General features: G+C 69.2%; 16 protein-coding genes and 1 pseudogene. 8 read left to right on the top strand and 9 right to left on the bottom strand.

Going from position 1 to position 14,315, the window contains the following annotated elements; all coding sequences use genetic code 11:
• Positions 1-3 precede the first annotated feature (3 nt).
• Both OG878_RS01595 and OG878_RS01590 read right to left on the bottom strand, forming a co-directional pair.
• Positions 4-1,038 (bottom strand): nitronate monooxygenase, encoded by a 1,035-nt coding sequence (locus OG878_RS01595; protein ID WP_328885041.1) that lies wholly within the window; start codon positions 1,036-1,038, stop codon positions 4-6.
• Between the two features lie 119 nt (positions 1,039-1,157).
• Positions 1,158-1,775 carry a TetR/AcrR family transcriptional regulator gene (locus OG878_RS01590; RefSeq protein ID WP_328885040.1) on the bottom strand — a complete coding sequence of 206 codons (618 nt, stop codon included), beginning with the start codon at positions 1,773-1,775 and terminating at the stop codon, positions 1,158-1,160.
• A gap of 311 nt (positions 1,776-2,086) precedes the next feature.
• Between OG878_RS01590 and OG878_RS01585 the strand changes: the two genes are divergently transcribed.
• From OG878_RS01585 to OG878_RS01570, 4 genes are all read left to right on the top strand, one after another.
• Positions 2,087-2,467 (top strand): nuclear transport factor 2 family protein, encoded by a 381-nt coding sequence (locus tag OG878_RS01585; protein ID WP_328885039.1) that lies wholly within the window; start codon positions 2,087-2,089, stop codon positions 2,465-2,467.
• Between the two features lie 151 nt (positions 2,468-2,618).
• The gene (locus OG878_RS01580; RefSeq protein WP_328885038.1) at positions 2,619-2,918 is read left to right on the top strand and encodes a muconolactone Delta-isomerase family protein; all 300 of its coding nucleotides are present in this window, start codon (positions 2,619-2,621) and stop codon (positions 2,916-2,918) included.
• A 238-nt stretch (positions 2,919-3,156) separates the two neighbouring features.
• Entirely contained in the window at positions 3,157-3,870 is a 714-nt protein-coding gene (locus OG878_RS01575) for an SDR family NAD(P)-dependent oxidoreductase (protein WP_328885037.1), read from the top strand.
• Between the two features lie 154 nt (positions 3,871-4,024).
• Positions 4,025-4,669 (top strand): mycothiol-dependent nitroreductase Rv2466c family protein, encoded by a 645-nt coding sequence (locus OG878_RS01570; protein WP_328885036.1) that lies wholly within the window; start codon positions 4,025-4,027, stop codon positions 4,667-4,669.
• 600 nt (positions 4,670-5,269) lie between these two features.
• Here the strand turns inward: OG878_RS01570 and OG878_RS01565 are convergent.
• From OG878_RS01565 to wrbA, 4 genes are all read right to left on the bottom strand, one after another.
• Positions 5,270-5,968, bottom strand: coding sequence for an SDR family oxidoreductase (locus OG878_RS01565; protein ID WP_328885035.1), 699 nt, complete (start codon positions 5,966-5,968; stop codon positions 5,270-5,272).
• Positions 5,969-6,309: 341 nt separating this feature from the next.
• Complete coding sequence (locus tag OG878_RS01560) at positions 6,310-6,975, bottom strand: DsbA family oxidoreductase (protein WP_328885034.1); 666 nt, start codon at positions 6,973-6,975, stop codon at positions 6,310-6,312.
• Positions 6,976-7,444: 469 nt separating this feature from the next.
• Complete coding sequence (locus OG878_RS01555; RefSeq protein WP_328891099.1) at positions 7,445-8,005, bottom strand: NADPH-dependent FMN reductase; 561 nt, start codon at positions 8,003-8,005, stop codon at positions 7,445-7,447.
• Positions 8,006-8,635: 630 nt separating this feature from the next.
• Complete coding sequence (gene wrbA / locus OG878_RS01550) at positions 8,636-9,244, bottom strand: NAD(P)H:quinone oxidoreductase (RefSeq protein WP_328885033.1); 609 nt, start codon at positions 9,242-9,244, stop codon at positions 8,636-8,638.
• A 769-nt stretch (positions 9,245-10,013) separates the two neighbouring features.
• Here wrbA and OG878_RS01545 point away from each other — a divergent pair.
• Positions 10,014-10,265 (top strand): hypothetical protein, encoded by a 252-nt coding sequence (locus OG878_RS01545; RefSeq protein ID WP_328891536.1) that lies wholly within the window; start codon positions 10,014-10,016, stop codon positions 10,263-10,265.
• On the opposite strand, the pseudogene OG878_RS01540 reads toward OG878_RS01545, so the two are convergent.
• The 3 genes and pseudogenes from OG878_RS01540 to OG878_RS01530 all read right to left on the bottom strand — a co-directional run.
• Positions 10,255-10,454 (bottom strand): annotated as a pseudogene (locus OG878_RS01540) (IS630 family transposase); the annotation flags it as partial. The gene OG878_RS01545 and the pseudogene OG878_RS01540 overlap by 11 nt on opposite strands.
• 27 nt (positions 10,455-10,481) lie before the next feature.
• Entirely contained in the window at positions 10,482-10,850 is a 369-nt protein-coding gene (locus tag OG878_RS01535; protein WP_328885032.1) for a VOC family protein, read from the bottom strand.
• Between the two features lie 82 nt (positions 10,851-10,932).
• On the bottom strand, positions 10,933-11,394 hold the full coding sequence (locus OG878_RS01530) for a winged helix-turn-helix transcriptional regulator (RefSeq protein ID WP_328885031.1): 462 nt from the start codon (positions 11,392-11,394) through the stop codon (positions 10,933-10,935).
• A gap of 199 nt (positions 11,395-11,593) precedes the next feature.
• Here OG878_RS01530 and OG878_RS01525 point away from each other — a divergent pair, with 199 nt between their 5' ends.
• The 3 genes from OG878_RS01525 to OG878_RS01515 all read left to right on the top strand — a co-directional run bounded on the left by OG878_RS01525 (position 11,594) and on the right by OG878_RS01515 (position 14,113).
• Positions 11,594-12,070, top strand: coding sequence for a MarR family winged helix-turn-helix transcriptional regulator (locus OG878_RS01525; RefSeq protein WP_328885030.1), 477 nt, complete (start codon positions 11,594-11,596; stop codon positions 12,068-12,070).
• A gap of 390 nt (positions 12,071-12,460) precedes the next feature.
• Positions 12,461-13,036, top strand: a complete 576-nt coding sequence (locus OG878_RS01520; protein WP_328891098.1) for a CGNR zinc finger domain-containing protein — start codon at positions 12,461-12,463, stop codon at positions 13,034-13,036.
• Positions 13,037-13,333: 297 nt separating this feature from the next.
• The gene (locus OG878_RS01515; protein WP_328885029.1) at positions 13,334-14,113 is read left to right on the top strand and encodes an SDR family NAD(P)-dependent oxidoreductase; all 780 of its coding nucleotides are present in this window, start codon (positions 13,334-13,336) and stop codon (positions 14,111-14,113) included.
• Positions 14,114-14,315: the final 202 nt, after the last annotated feature.

The following is a 14,315-nucleotide window of genomic DNA, read 5'->3' as shown; positions in this document are numbered from 1 at the left end:
CGGTCAGAGCCCGGATGCCAGACGCTGCAGAATCAGTGCGGCGGGTTCGGCTGTGGCACGGCGGTATCCGGTGCCGGCCCACAGATTGATCGCCTCGGGGTCGCCCGCCGCAGCGGCGGCCTTGCGCATCGGGCTGGTGAGGTGGTGCAGCGCGGGATAGCCGGCCGGGGCGAGGTCGGTGTAGCGGTCGGTGAATCCGTTGCGCAGCGCCCTTGCGGGGCGGCCCGTGAATGCCCGGGTCACCACGGTCCGGCGCTGTGCCGGGTCGGCCAGGGCGGTCCGGTGGGGTCGTGAGGTGCCGGCCTCGTCGGAGCGCAGCAGGACGGTGCCGACCATGACCGCCGCGGCTCCGGCGCGCAGTGCCCCGGTCGCGTCCGCCGGGGTGGCCACTCCGCCTGCGGCGACGAGCGGGAGGGGCACCGCCTGGCGCACCTGTCCCACCAGATCGGTCAGCGGCACGGGTGCCGGAAGGTGCTGCGGGGTCAGCGTGCCGGAGTGGCCCCCTGCCGCCGAGGACTGCACGGCCAGCAGGTCCGCGCCGGCTTCCTCGGCCTGTCGGGCCTCGGCGGCCGAGGTGACCGTCTGGACCACCACTGTCCCGGCGGCCTTCAGCGCGGCGATCACCGCTGCCTCCGGCATGCCGAAGGTGAAGCTGACAACAGGTACCGGGTCGGACAGCAACAGGTCGATCTTGTCCGACCAGTGGTCGTCGTCCTCGGTGATCCCGGCTGTCAGGACGTCGACGCCGTGCGCCCGGGCATCGGGTGCGATCGTGCGGGCATAGCGACGGAAGGCGTCCCGGTCGATGGGCACAGGGTTGGGCGCGAACAGGTTGACGCCGAAGGCCACGCCGTCGGCGCGGACCTGCACGATCTGCTCGGCCAGCGCGTCGGCGGTTCGGTAGCCGCCTGCAAGGAACCCGAGGCCGCCCGCCCGCGCCGCCGCGGTGACCAGCGCCGACGTGGTGGGGCCGCCGGCCATCGGCGCGGCGAGAATCGGGGTGCTCACCCCGAGATCGAGCAGTGGCGACAGCGTCATGTGTGTTCCTCCTGTGAGGTGGCACCGCTCGCCGGGTCGAGACCCGTGGCGAGTCGAACCGGTCCGGGCCACGCGGGTCGGCCCCCGACGGCTGCAGACCGAGACCTGCAGCCGTCGTGTCAGACGGCGGCCGGCACCTGCGGGCTGCGAGCGCCCAGCAGCGCCAGGCAGTTCGTCCAGAGGGCGCCGAGCTGGGAAGCGTTGTTGTAGAGCTTGGCGAACAGGACCTGGCCCTCAAGCTGTGCGACCACGGATCGCGCGGCTTCGCGGGTGTTGCCCACCGTGACCTCGCCACGCTCGCGAGCCTCGGTGATGACCGTATCGACCATCTCGACCTGGGCGTCGAAGATCTCCTGCAGGCGCCTGCGGACGGCTTCGGTCTGGTTGCTCATCTCCAGGGTGAGATTGCCGAACATGCAGCCCGAAACGGTCCCGCAGCTCTGCTGACCGGCCAGCTGTTCGGCCTCCGTCTCCTCGAAGAGCTGCCGCAGCCGCTGCAGTGGCTCCGCGTCGCTCCTGAGCAGGCGGGTCCAGTCGCTCCGCTGGATGGCCCACTGCTCGTCGATCACGGCGAGTGCGAGCGCCTCTTTGGACTCGAAGAAGTGGTAGAAACTGCCCTTGGGCACCCCGGCCGTCTTGCAGATCTCGGCCACGCCCAAAGCCGAATAGCCGCGCAGCTCGATGAGCGAGTGCGCAGCACTGAGAATTTTCTCTCTGGCATCACTTGTCCGTCCCATGTTGTCACTATACGACCGCTCGTCTATGTTTTACTAGACCGGTCGGCTAAAGATCGGTGAGTGGCCGTCCCTGTACAGACGCGACGCGCCGGCACCGGCCGCGACGGTCCGGTTCGACCGCCGCACACCCGGTCCCTCGCGTCCCGGCGTGCGGGAACCGCACCACCATCGCCCCCGCCCTGGCTCGGCCGGATGCAGCAGCTCGCTGCTGCGGCGACCCGCCAGTGCTTTCCGACCCCTGTTCCGGGTGGCGTCCGCCCATGGGCGAGTGCCGCCTCACCCCCCGCTCTGCACAAAGGAGAGCTGACACCATGAGTGCTGACACCATGAACGACCCGATGCGCGAGGTGCTGGGCCGCTGGAAGGCCGCCTTCGACGGTCACCTGCCGGATGTCATGGCCGACCTGTTCACGACCGACACGCTCTTCCAGGGGTTCGGGCCCGAGGTCCTCTTCGGGCGCGACGCCGTACGCGGCTACTACGAGGCCGTGGCGGAGCGCCGCTTCGCCGACGTCGGGGACGTTCACAGCTACCGGATCGGCGAGCAGGTGGCCGGAGGCTTCGCCGACGTCGTCTTCCGGGACCCGAACGGGTGGCAGGCCCCTGTGCACCTGTCGCTGGTCCTGCAGCGCGATGCCGACGGCTGGCGGATCCGCCAGTACCACGTCTCCCGGGTCGCCACCGACCACTGAGGCCGCCGCGGCTCCACGGCCGCCCGGCCCGGCCGTCCGCCTGACCGTGCTCGCCTTCGGCGGACCCGGTCCGCCGGGGGAGTGCAACCGCCCCTTCCGTGCATCCCCGCACCGGCGGAGGCTGCCATCGAATGCAGAGAGAGGAAAGGTCATGAAGGAGTTCCTGGTCGAGCTCACCACCACCGCCCCCGAGGGCACCGAGCAGGCCGAGATCGACCGCCGCCGGGCGGCCGAAGCCGTCCGGGCCGGGGAGCTGGCCGCCGCGGGCCATCTCGTCAGGCTCTGGCGCCCGGTGGGTGAACTGCGCAGCATCGGTCTGTGGCGCGCCGCCGACGAGGCCGAGCTGTACGAGAAGGTGCTCGGCACGCTGCCCCTCTGGCCGTGGATGACCTCGGTGGTCACCGCCGTCCAGTCGCATCCCAACGATCCGGGCAAGGCCGGCGTCGCCTGACTCCGCGCACACCGTCCCGTGCGCGACTCTCCGTCGCACGGCCGTCGTCGCGGGCTCGAGGCTGTGCCCCGCTCCCCTGAGCGCAACCCGCGGGGCGCCCGTCGGTCGCACCGCCCCAGGCGTCTGCGATCGTGCCCGAATTTCATCCCTTTGACGTTTTTCGACCGCTCGTCTAACGTGATAGACGACCGGTCGGCTAGAACTGGTCCCAGCATTCCCCTCACTGAAGAAGGTCATCATGAGCAACCCGGTACAGAAAGTCGCGGTCATCACCGGCGCCTCGCAGGGCATCGGCGCCGGCCTGGTCGCCGCCTATCGCAAGCTGGGCTACGCCGTCGTCGCCACTTCGCGCACGATTCCCGAGTCGCATGACCGTGAGATCCTCACCGTCCAGGGCGACATCGCCGACCGTGCCACCGCCGAGCGTGTCATTGCCGCGGCCGTCGAGCGGTTCGGCCGTGTCGACACGCTGGTCAACAACGCCGGGATCTTCGTCGCCAAGCCCTTCACCGACTACACCGAGGACGACTACGAAGCGGTGCTCGGCGTGAACCTGGACGGCTTCTTCCGGATCACCCAGCTCGCGGTCGAGCGCATGCTCGAGCAGGGCGGTGGTCACATCGTGCAGATCTCGAGCAGCCTGGGTGACCAGCCGGACTCCCACGTGACCTCCGTACTCGCCTCGCTGACCAAGGGCGGCCTGCAGTCCGCCACCAAGGCGCTGGCCATCGAGTACGCCACCCGTGGCATCCGCAGCAACGCCGTCGCCCTGGGCACCATAAAGACCCCGATGCACGCCGAGGAGACGCACGAGTTTCTCGCCGCCCTGCACCCGGTCGGCCGGATGGGTGAGGTGAGCGACATCGTCGACGCGGTGGTCTACCTCGAGAACGCCCCGTTCGTCACCGGCGTCATCCTGCCCGTCGACGGTGGCCAGACCGCCGGTCGCTGAGCCGGTGCGCTCCGGTCCGCGGCAGGGACGCACACCCCTCGTCCCTGCCGCGGACCGATACTCGGATCGGGGCCATCCCCTACTGGCCTCCCCGCTGACTGCTGAACCTTCCCCGGCCCGCCCTGCAGGCTTCGCCCCACGTTTGGATCACCTTGTGAACGACTTCCACCCCCGCACATCGGCCGACTTCTGGTTCGATCCCGTATGCCCGTGGACATGGCTGACCTCCCGCTGGATGCTCGAGGTCCGCAAGGCCCGGCCGGTCGACATCACCTGGCATGTGATGAGCCTGGCCGTCCTCAACGAGGGCCGACTCGGCGAACTGCCCGAGCGCATCCGTCTTCTGATGGGGCAGGCGTGGGCGCCGGTCCGCGTTCTGACCGCGGCCTCGCAGGAGCACGGCCCGGAGGTGCTGGAACCCCTGTACACCGCGCTGGGCACCCGGTTCCATCTGCAGGACCAGCCGAGGACCCGCCCCACCGTCGAAGCGGCGCTCCGGGACGTCGGACTGCCCGCGGACCTTGCCGACGCCGGCGACACGGACACCTACGACGAACTGCTGCGGGCCTCGCACCTCGAGGGCATCACGCTGGTCGGCCAGGATGTCGGCAGTCCGATCATCGCCGTACCGGGTCCGGGCACCGGCACCGACAAGGTGGCCTTCTTCGGCCCGGTCGTCACGCCCGCCCCCAAGGGCGAACAGGCCGGGCAGCTGTGGGACGGCACCCTCGCCGTCGCCTCCACGCCGGGCTTCTACGAGATCAAGCGCACCCGCACCGTCGGTCCGCTCTTCGACTGACCGAGGGCGCACCGTGGGTGGCCGTCAGTGCCGGTAGCGATGAGGGATGCCCTGATGCATCCGGACTGACGGCCCCGACGTGCGGGAGCGCAGCGGGATCCTTCGCGGCGTTACTGTGCCCGGTCCGGAACTCGGCGTCAGTCTCGACCGGGATGCGCTCCGCTTGGGGCGTGACGCCCCGGCAGGCCCGGCCGCGCATGGCTGTCCATGCGCGGCCGGGCAGCAGCCAGTTCTGGCCGCCTTCCCGCCGTCCGCAAGGACGAGCGGCTGTGCCGAGCAGGCCCACTATTTTCCGCCTCGCGCGAGGATCGCGGCGGGTTCGGACACACGCGATCCTCGAAGCTCCCGGCAGTAACGACCGGCTGATCGGTCGTGCACAGTGCGGGCCGCCGACGGCGCTGCCGGAAATCCTGGCCGATCGAACCGGAGTTGCCGTGCGCTGAGATGGGCACGCAACCGTGCCGTCATCGGCCGACGAAGCGGCCCTGTCGATCGGCAGCAGCCGACCCAGGGCCGGCTTGCTGCCGGCCCTGGGTCGGCCGCTACGTCATCTGCTGCGGGTCTGGCGCCCCGCCGCCGGTCGCCGGTCGACGCGACGCATCAGCTGCCGGGTGTGGTGCTCGCGGGCTGCGAAAGGGCGGCCTTGACGCGCCTGGTCTCGTCGTCGGCGAGGACTTCGAGCCGGTCGTTGGCCAGGGCGTCCATTGTCAATTCGGCCACGGTGGAGGCCCCGATCTTCGGTGCGTCCGTCCAGGCGCTGAGATCCGTGTCGACGAAACCGGCGTGCACTCCCACCACCAGGGTGCCCTGCGCATGCAGAGCCTGCCGAAGGGAGTCCGTCAACGACCACTGTGCTGCCTTGGAGGCCGCGTAGCCGGGGAACTGCGGCTGGCCGAGCCAGGACGCCAGCGAGAGCATGTTGACCAGCGCCCCGCCGCCGTTCCGGGCCAGAATCGGGGCGAAGGCCCGGGAGACGGCCCAGGTTCCGAAGTAGTTGACCTCCATCGCCTGGCGCGCACCCGCGAAGTCGCCTTCGAGGAGCCCGGTGCGTGCGCCCCCGATCCCCGCGTTGTTGATGACGATCGAGACGTCGCCCGCGGCCTCGGCGGCAGCGGCGACCGCGTCGTGGTCGGTGACATCCAGCCGCAGTGGTACGAGATCCTGATCGGTCACGGTTGCCGGATCGCGAACTCCCGCGTAGACCTTGGCCGCGCCATGTTCCACCAGCGCGCGGGCGAATGCGCGGCCGATGCCCCGATTGGCGCCTGTCACCAGGGCGACTGACCCGTTGATGTCCATCGTGCTTCCTTTGCAACAGGCCGCCTTGTTCAGGCGTGCTCTCGGTAAATGGTCGTCTCGTCGCAGGGACGCCGTCGCGCGGGACGGTTCGGACAGCCGCACTCCGTACGGCCCCGGCACGACCGCGGCGGCATCGGATCCGGCCGACGTCCACGTACGGCTCGGACGAAGGCGCGGAAACGCCCGCGTCCTCTCAGGCTAACATCTGACTTTCTTTATGCAACCCAGAGATTCGGCACGTGTCACTGGTGGATTCGGTACGTGTCACTGGTGGTGAGGCGGCCCGGTGCTCGGCGCGGGGCGTCGCGGCCCGGACTCGCAGGCCGCCGAACGGCAAGTCGTCACGCTGCAGTGCCCGGGTGCCGGGTCGCCGGACGGTTCTGCCATGCCTGCTCCAGCGCCTGGCCGAACAGCTCGACGGATTGCAGGCCGGTCACGCCGTACTGTCGGTCCAGTACGAAGAACGGCACGCCACCTGCTCCCAGTTCGGCGGCCTCCCGCTCGTCGGCCCGTACCTCCTGGGCGTAGGCGTCGGCATCGGCGAGCACCTCGCGTGCCTCTGCCTCGTCGAGGCCCGCTTCGGCTGCCAGGCTCACCAGGGTCTCCCTGTCGTAGATCGAGCGCTCCTCTGCGAAGTTCACCCGGAGGGCGAGATTCATCAGTTCGATCTGGAGGCCGCGGGCCTTGGCGAAGTGCAGCAGGCGGTGGAGGTCGAACGTGTTGCCGTGGACGCGTGCGCCGACCCGGAAACCGAGTCCTTCGGCGTGCGCTTCGGATGCGGCGTACTCCTCTCGCGCGACCTGCTGCTCGCGGGTGCGCCCGTACTGGGCCGCAACGGCGTCGATGATCGGTGTCGTGCCGTCCTCGGCCTTCGGGTTGAGTTCGAACGACCGATAGACCACCTCGACGTGGTCGCGGTGCTCGAAGGCTGCCAGGGCTCGTTCGAAGCGGGCTTTGCCGATGTAGCACCAGGGGCAGGCGATATCGGTCCAGATCTCGACGCGCATGTGTCGGTGTCTCCATGTCGCAGTGGGTCCGGAGGATGCGGAGACCGCGCCGGGTCGGCGACGGCCCCCGGTCCGTCCGGACTCAGGTGGGGTCGTGTTCCGGCCGCGGTGGGACAGGTCGCAAGGCGCCTGCAGGACGGCCACTTGAAATAATAGACGACCGACCGTCTAGTGACAATGTCTGCCGGATCAACAGGACGGTCAGTGGCGATCGCGGAAGGCCTGGTGGGCCTGCACGGGGTGGTCGGGCCCCGGGGCTCGGTGGCGTCGACCTCCCCGAACGTTGGTTCGGCGGGTGGGCCTGATGGTGCACACCGGCCGCCCGCCGAACCCGCCGGGCGGGTGCCGGCCTCGACTGCTCCTCACGCCGTCCGGACCGCAGGAGCGCCGCAGCGGCGTGGGTCGTGCCACTGCTGAACGGCCCGAAAGGCATGCCTTCGGGCCGTTCAGGGTGGATCTCTGCGCAGTGTCAGTTGGCGCGGAGGGGGGCGAGGGCGTTGGACCAGGCGATGACCTGGTCGAGGGTGGTGTTGAGCGTGTCGCGCTGGATGTCGGCCGGCTTGAAGGTGCTGAAGTTCTCGAAGTCGGTGAAGAGGGAGAGCGCGACCTGGGCGCGGACGTCGGCCATCTGCAGTTCGCCGGCGATGCCGCGCAGGTGCTCCACGGCGCGGGTGCCGCCGGTGCCGCCGTAGCTGATGAAGCCGACGGCCTTGTTGTTCCACTCGGCGTACAGGAAGTCAATGGCGTTCTTCAGGGCGCCGGGCACGGAGCGGTTGTACTCGGGGGTGACGATGATGAAGCCGTCCAGGGAGGCGATCTTCTCCGCCCAGGCGTGGGTGTGGGGCTGGGTGTACTGGCCCATCGACGGGGGGTAGGCCTCGTCGAGGATGGGCAGCTTGTAGTCGAGCAGGTCGACGACTTCGAAGTCGGCGTCGCTGCGCTGCCCGGCGATCTCGTGGACCCAGCGGGCGACGGCCTCGCCATTGCGGCCGGGGCGGGTGCTTCCGATGATGATGCCGATCTTGGGCATGGTGCTGACCTCTTCGTGCTTCCGGAAAAACCTGAACATGTACTTTCCTCAACAAGGAAGTGCTTGCTGGTGCAAGTAGATATCAACACTCCTTGACTCGTCAAGGAGTGTTGGGCCACACCTTGCTCTCGAACACCTTTCGAGGTGCGGGCGGCCCGGAGAGGTCCGGGTGCTCGGGCGGTCGGCCGGGACCGCTCCCGCCGACGAAGCTCGCGCTCCGCCCTCGGTGGCTGCCCGAGTGATGTGTGAATCGGGCCGTCCGGCGCATGGGCGGGCGTGTCGGCGGCGAGCTCGCGTACTCCTGCACGGCTTTGATCCACTCGTGCTCCACCGTGCGCCCTTGCCTGGTGGGACCGGCCGCCGTGCCGCCACGCCGAACACGGTGCACTGCACGTCGGCTGCGGCCTTCTCGGTGAGCGGGGGATCCATGTGATCGGCCGCGAACAGGAGGAAGCGCCGCCCGGACCCGTGTTTGACGAGCAGTCCGATGCGGCGCAGAGGAGTCGCTGTTCGGGCGCGGCTGTCCCGCGGGTGAGGCAGGGCCGGTGGCGCTGTCGGGGAGGCTTTGTCGGCGCCGCGGGAGCGGGCGGCGCCGACAAGAGGCCCATGCCGGGTGGAGTCCCGGGGTGGTCAGGCCGCCTTCAGCTGTGCGGCGATCTTGATGACGCGCTCGGCCTGGATGCGTGCGGCTGTGCGGGTGGTGCCGTCGACGGGGTTGTTGCCCTGGGCGTCGACGTGGGAGGTGCCGTAGGGGTTGCCGTCGACGAACTTGGAGGGGTCGGTGAAGCCGGGGGTGACGGCGACGCCGCCGAAGTGGTGGACCGAGTTGTAGAGGGCGAGCAGGGTGGACTCCTGGCCGGCGTGGGCGGTGGCGCTGGAGACGAAGCCGCTGTACACCTTGTCGGCGAGTTTGCCCTGGGCCCAGAGGCCGCCGAGGGTGTCGATGAACTGCTTGAGCTGTGCGGAGACGTTGCCGAAGCGGGTGGGCGTGCCGAAGATCACGGCGTCGGCCCACTCGATGTCGTCGGGCGTGGCGAGGGGGATGCCGGCGGTGGCAGCGTGATGGGCGGCCCAGGCGGGGTTGGAGTCGATGGCGGCCTGGGGAGCCAGTTCGCCGGCCTTGAGCAGGCGGACTTCGGCGCCGGCCTTGATGCCGGCGTCGTGGAGCTCCTTGGCTATCTCGGCGATCGTGCCGGTCGAGGAGTAGTAGACGACTGCGAGCTTTACGGGGGTGGCCATGGGGCTCTCCGAATGCGTTGTGGAGTGCTTGGAAGGGATGGTCGATCGATCTAGACGACCGGTCAACTATTTAGAAAGTAGACGACCGGTCCAGAACTGTCAAAGCTGTGTGTGGTGCTGCTTTCGTCAATCCCCCGCGGTCCGGCCACACCTCGGGGCGGGGTCGGGCCGAAGTTGCGCGGGAACGTGGGCACAGGAGTGCTGGCGTCGCCGACGTGCAGAAGCGACATCCAAGAGACGCTGGACGGGGTGCCGCCGTACCCGACACAGATGCATGACTGCTGCGGGGATGTCGATCGAGTCCCTGAGCTTCTGGAGCGGGTAGAGCGCGAGGACGACTCCGAGGCATGGGATGAGCTGGGACACCGGCTGTGCCTCGAGCACGACCTCCTCTTCCCCGCCGGCTTCCCCGCCTTCCCTCGCTTGGTGCGACTCGCATCGAGTAGCGAACGGGCACGTGGACTGGCCGGAACGATCCTGCAGCGCTCCGCTGGAAACCACGGCTGCGACGATCTGCCGGCGGACTGCGCCGACGCGATCACGGAGTTCCGCGGGCAACTGGACCGGCATCTGCAGTCGCGGCCGGTCGACTGCAGCGCGGCCTTCCGCGCCCTGCTCGCGGCCGAGGGGCAGTACCACTGGAGTGCCGTCCTGGGGGAATACACCGACGACTTCTACTTCGCGGCCTGCCCCCACTGCGGCGTGGAGGTGACCATCGATCGGCGACTACGGGCGCTATTCGGCGATACGGGACTGGAACCTGGGAGACGTGGACCGACGCGACCCGCGGTCGGCGTCCCGCCAGGAACTCTCCCGCATCGGACGGTGGATGTACGAGACCGTGGTCCGCGACGGGGAAGAGGCGCTCGCCGACGGAATTGCCCATCTCTTCGGGGAGGCCGAATGCCCTCGCTGCGCCAGCGTCTTCAACATCGCGGAGGAGTACACGTCCGCCAACCGCCCAGTGCTGCGATTCGCCGAGGTGAGGCGATCACGCGGAACTCAGGATCGTCGGCGATGAAGCCATGGATCACATCCCGGAGCCGGTCCGGGCTGGTGAACATCACCTCGGCGATCTTCGCCACGCTCATGCCCTGAGCTGACGGCAGCACCATCTGCGTACGCCGCCAGGTCACCACCCACCCGTGCCCCGGCGGGCGATCCACAGTAGCCACCGGCCCTCAACGCTGTCGATCTCCCGCACCCGCACCGCCGGCCAAGCTGCCTCCGGTCTCCGTCAGTGGTGACCGGTGTCGATGACACAGAAGCGGTTGCCCTCGGGATCGGCGAGCACGACGAAGTCGGCGTCATCCGGATAAAGGTCCCAGTCGACGTGCTGGGCCCCCAGGGACACCAGCCGCTCGACTTCGGCGAGCTGGTCGGCCGCATCGCCGGCATACAGGTCCAGATGAATCCGCGGATGTTCCTGGACGGGCGTCTCGCTGAGACCGAGTGCCAGTTGTACCCCGGCCCCTTCCGCCGGCACCAGCACCACCCAGTCCCCTTCCATCTCCTCGCGCGGGACGTATCCCAGGGCCTCCATCCAGAACGCGGCCGCACGCGGCACATCCGAGACGCCCAGCACAACGGAACCGACTCTCAACATGCGCCGATTCTGGCGGACAGCAGCGAGCCGACGCCACCGAGTATGCCCCCAGCCAACGAGGCGAACGTCGCCTGCTGCGGCACTAGGTGCTCAGCATCACCACATCGCTGCCGGGAACCTCGCGGCCGTCGTCGTCGATGAACCCGACGTGCACCGGCCGGCTGGTGTCGCGCACCCGCCGGAGGACGGACGGGCCCGAGGGGCGCGGGCGGTGGCGGTCGCCCCACTGCTGGAGCGCGGCGAGCACTGGCCGCAGGTCGTGCCCGGCCTCCGTCAGGTGGTAGCTCTGCCGAGGTCTGCTACCCGGCTCCTGGTAGGTCTGCGTGCGCAGCACACCGGCCTCGACGAGAAGCTTGAGCCGGTCGCTGAGCAGGTTCGGCGCAATACCGAGGGACGACTGGATCTCGGCGAATCTGTGTCTGCCGGCGAAGACGTCGCGGAGCACCAGCATCGACCAGCGCTCGCCGAGAATCTGCAGGCTCCGCTCGATGGAGCAGGTCGGTTCGTCGTTCGTGGGGCCTGATACCTGCCTTCTGGCCGGCACTGTCCACCTCCCGCGTGATCCCCGGGGCCGCACACCGGGCCGCCGCACGAGTTCGGCCGCCAGTCTATACCTGGGTTTTCTCGCACTACTCAGCCATGCTCCGTCGGCCGGTATCCGCAGCCCGGAACCCCGAAGTGGCGATTTGCCGCAGCAAGCAATGTGGATGCTTGACCGGTCAAGAGACGACTAGAGTGGGGCCATGACATCCAAGGAGCAGTCGCTGCAGCCCCTCAGCCCGAGCGAGGAAGCATTCGTCCGCGCTCTGGGCCGGGTGCTGCTGGTACTGCCGCGTGCCGTCGACGCCGACATGGTGCGCGAAGCGGGGCTGCCGCTCTCCGAGTACAACGCCTTGAGGCACATTTCCGAGGCTCCTGAACGGCATCTGCGTATGAGCGAGCTCGCTGCAGCCTGCGACCTCTCGCTCAGTGGGATGACTCGCGTCGTCATGCGACTGGAGAAGCAGGGCTGGGTCACTCGCGTCAAGTGCGCCGAGGACGGGCGCGGGTGGAACGCTGTGCTCACCGACTCCGGGCTGGCTCGCCTGGAGCGTGCCTGGCCGACGCATCTGACCAGCCTGCGACGACACCTCGTCGACCACTTCAGCGACCAGGACCTCACCCAGCTGACAGCCACGCTCCAGCGCGTTGCGGCCTCGTACGGGAATGTGCGCAGCTGATCACCGGTAATTCCGGCCAGGACCAGGGGTGTGTGGCCCCCGATGGGCCTCGAGCCGTGGCGCTGACGCGCTCTCGCTACTCAGGCACAAAGCCACCACCGGTCCGCATCATGCGCACAGACGCGGAAGGGGCGTGAACAGCACCGCATCACGTCCGGCATCGCGGAACCCGGCATGTCCCAGACGGAGGCAGATCTCAACGGCCTCCGTCTGGAACTCTCCCGGGAGCAGCTGGGGCACGCATGCGGTGAGTGCATTCTCTGATCCGAGCCGGCTGCCGAGGCGCAGGCTGCGACCCGGGAACCCCACTGCGGAGTTCCCGGAGTGCCGTCGTGTGCCAAGAGTGCGGTTCTTGCTCTCTTGTTCGTCACCTGTCAAACTGGTGACATGATGCATGCCTTTCCATGCGGCACGCCGGCGCTGGACTTCGTGGGGACGCTGCGGGCGCGACGCAACCCCGAGCCCAGGGAGATGCTCTCGTCTCCGGAGAGTCTCGACGCCTGGTACCGCGAGTCCGGAGTCGTCGACGGCGACACGAACTGTGAGCCCTCCGACGTCGCGGAAGCGGTGGCTCTCCGCGAGGCGATCTATGTGCTCGTCGCCGCCCGGCTGACGGGGGAGAGCTATAACGCCGACGCGCTCGCCCTGGTCAACCGCACGGCGTGTACACCGTCGGCGGTGCCGCAGCTCACCCCGGCGGGTCGCCGGATCGAGGCGACCCCGCGGCAGGCGCTGTCCTCGGTGGCACGAGAGGCCATCCGCGTCCTCAGCGGTCCGGAGGGGTCGCTGCTCAAGGAGTGCAGCAGGCCTGAGTGCACGCAGGTCTACTTCGACCGGTCGCATGGGGCCCGCCGGGAATGGTGCGCGATGGATCCGTGCGGAAACAGGGTGAAGGCGGCCGCTTACCGCGCCCGCAAGAAGGTGAGCAAGCCGCGGGCTTCCGCCACAGGATCGGTGCGGCCGTAGGCCGTCGCCCTGATGCGGCTTCGGCTGTGCCGCGGTTTGCCGCATGGGGCCGGTGTTCGGCGCCACCATGGTGCGCGAGCCGATTCGCGCTCACCCGGGCGGCGGCCGTATCGGGCTTCTCGGTCTAACCGGGGTCTTTGGGGGCAAAGGGGGACGGGCTGTTTCAGGCAGGCTTGAGGGAGCTCTTCAGACGTCCTCACCTGGTGCTCGTGGACGGCCGACCAGCTCCGTTGATCTCCCGTCCCAGGTGTTGGCCCGGGGTGCTGTCGTCATGGACGCGCGGACTAGGGTGCGGGCATGATCTCGCAGAGCTACCTCTCCGAACTGTTCTCGCTGGATGGCCGGGTCGCCGTGGTGACGGGCGGTAGTTCCGGCATCGGCCGCGCCATCGCCGGGGCTCTCGCGCGAGCGGGGGCGAGCGTGGTGATCGTGGCGCGCAAGGAGTCGGAACTGGCCGCCACGGTCGACGAGCTGGCGGCGGACGGCTGCCGGGCGGCCTGGGTGAGCGCCGACCTGAGCAGCCGCGACGGGGTGCGCGCAGCGGCGGAGCAGGCGGCCGAGGTGTTCGGCGAGCCGGACATTCTCGTCAACAGCGCCGGGATCAATCTGCGGCCGCCGATGAGTGAGCTGGGCGAGGAGACCTGGGACGCCACGATGGCGGTGAACCTGGAGGCGCCCTACCTGCTGGGCCAGCGGTTCGGGCCCGGCATGGCCGAGCGGGGCTTCGGGCGGATCATCCACATCACCTCCCAGCAGGCGCACCGGGCGTTCGTCCAGAGCGGTGTCTACGGGGTCTCCAAAGGGGCGCTGGAGTCACTGGCCCGCTCGCAGGCCGAGGCGTGGTCGCCGCATGGCGTCACCTGCAACACGCTGGTGCCCGGCTTCGTCATGACCCCGCTCAATGCGCGGTTGTCGTCCGATCCGGAGAAGGTGGCGGCGCTGGCCGCGCGCACGATGGTCGGGCGCAACGGCCTGGCCGAGGACTTCGCAGGCGCAGCGGTGTTCCTGGCCGGCCGCGGATCCGCCTACGTCACCGGGCAGGCGATCTTCGTTGATGGCGGGTTCTCCGTTCACTGAGCCCGCCACCGTGTGAGGGCTGATCCGGCCGGGGGGCCACGCACAGAGCCCCTTTCGGAGCTCGGCGTCAGGGCCGGCCGACGTTGACGAGCATGTGTTCGGCGAAGACGCCGCCGATCTCGCCACCGGTGCCGCGGCCAGAACGACGGCCGGCCGGACGATGGGGGAATCGCTCGTTCCGAACATGTCGGCCAGTCCGATC

It is taken from the genome of Streptomyces sp. NBC_00316, assembly GCF_036158715.1.
GTDB lineage: Bacteria > Actinomycetota > Actinomycetes > Streptomycetales > Streptomycetaceae > Streptomyces.
Note: the sequence above shows the minus strand (reverse complement) of the source record. Positions and strands in the feature narration are given on the sequence as shown.

What these genes read in the sequence shown, in the direction of transcription:
- OG878_RS01535 (WP_328885032.1), bottom strand. Translation starts at nt 10,850, where the DNA reads ATGTTGAGAGTCGGTTCCGTTGTGCTGGGCGTCTCGGATGTGCCGCGT.
- OG878_RS01560 (WP_328885034.1), bottom strand. Translation starts at nt 6,975, where the DNA reads ATGCGCGTCGAGATCTGGACCGATATCGCCTGCCCCTGGTGCTACATC.
- OG878_RS01585 (WP_328885039.1), top strand. Translation starts at nt 2,087, where the DNA reads ATGAGTGCTGACACCATGAACGACCCGATGCGCGAGGTGCTGGGCCGC.
- OG878_RS01590 (WP_328885040.1), bottom strand. Translation starts at nt 1,775, where the DNA reads ATGGGACGGACAAGTGATGCCAGAGAGAAAATTCTCAGTGCTGCGCAC.
- OG878_RS01575 (WP_328885037.1), top strand. Translation starts at nt 3,157, where the DNA reads ATGAGCAACCCGGTACAGAAAGTCGCGGTCATCACCGGCGCCTCGCAG.
- OG878_RS01555 (WP_328891099.1), bottom strand. Translation starts at nt 8,005, where the DNA reads ATGCCCAAGATCGGCATCATCATCGGAAGCACCCGCCCCGGCCGCAAT.
- OG878_RS01565 (WP_328885035.1), bottom strand. Translation starts at nt 5,968, where the DNA reads ATGGACATCAACGGGTCAGTCGCCCTGGTGACAGGCGCCAATCGGGGC.
- OG878_RS01520 (WP_328891098.1), top strand. Translation starts at nt 12,461, where the DNA reads ATGCATGCCTTTCCATGCGGCACGCCGGCGCTGGACTTCGTGGGGACG.
- OG878_RS01595 (WP_328885041.1), bottom strand. Translation starts at nt 1,038, where the DNA reads ATGACGCTGTCGCCACTGCTCGATCTCGGGGTGAGCACCCCGATTCTC.
- OG878_RS01525 (WP_328885030.1), top strand. Translation starts at nt 11,594, where the DNA reads ATGACATCCAAGGAGCAGTCGCTGCAGCCCCTCAGCCCGAGCGAGGAA.
- wrbA (WP_328885033.1), bottom strand. Translation starts at nt 9,244, where the DNA reads ATGGCCACCCCCGTAAAGCTCGCAGTCGTCTACTACTCCTCGACCGGC.
- OG878_RS01515 (WP_328885029.1), top strand. Translation starts at nt 13,334, where the DNA reads ATGATCTCGCAGAGCTACCTCTCCGAACTGTTCTCGCTGGATGGCCGG.
- OG878_RS01580 (WP_328885038.1), top strand. Translation starts at nt 2,619, where the DNA reads ATGAAGGAGTTCCTGGTCGAGCTCACCACCACCGCCCCCGAGGGCACC.